Raw genomic sequence first — 315 nt, 5'->3', positions numbered from 1 at the left:
CTACTCGATCGCCTTGGCCATGTCCTCGACCACCTTCTTGGCATCGCCGAAGACCATCATGGTCTTGTCCATGTAGAACAGCTCGTTGTCCAGCCCGGCGTAGCCCGCGGCCATGCTGCGCTTGTTCACGATCACCGTCTTGGCCTTGTAGGCCTCCAGGATCGGCATGCCGTAGATCGGCGTGCCCTTCTGCAGCGCCGCCGGGTTCACCACGTCGTTGGCCCCCAGGATGATCGCCACGTCGGCCTGCGCGAACTCGCCGTTGATGTCCTCCATCTCGAACACCTGGTCGTAGGGCACCTCGGCCTCCGCCAG

General features: G+C 63.5%; 1 protein-coding gene. It reads right to left on the bottom strand.

The window, feature by feature from the left end:
• A partial coding sequence (locus AB4Z46_RS35520; protein ID WP_442288237.1) for an NAD(P)(+) transhydrogenase (Re/Si-specific) subunit beta occupies nt 1–315 on the bottom strand: 315 nt, incomplete at its 5' end.

Origin of the sequence: Variovorax sp. M-6 (assembly GCF_052114385.1) — a bacterium.
Taxonomy (GTDB): domain Bacteria; phylum Pseudomonadota; class Gammaproteobacteria; order Burkholderiales; family Burkholderiaceae_C; genus Variovorax.
This window is presented reverse-complemented; position numbering and strand designations above follow the sequence as displayed.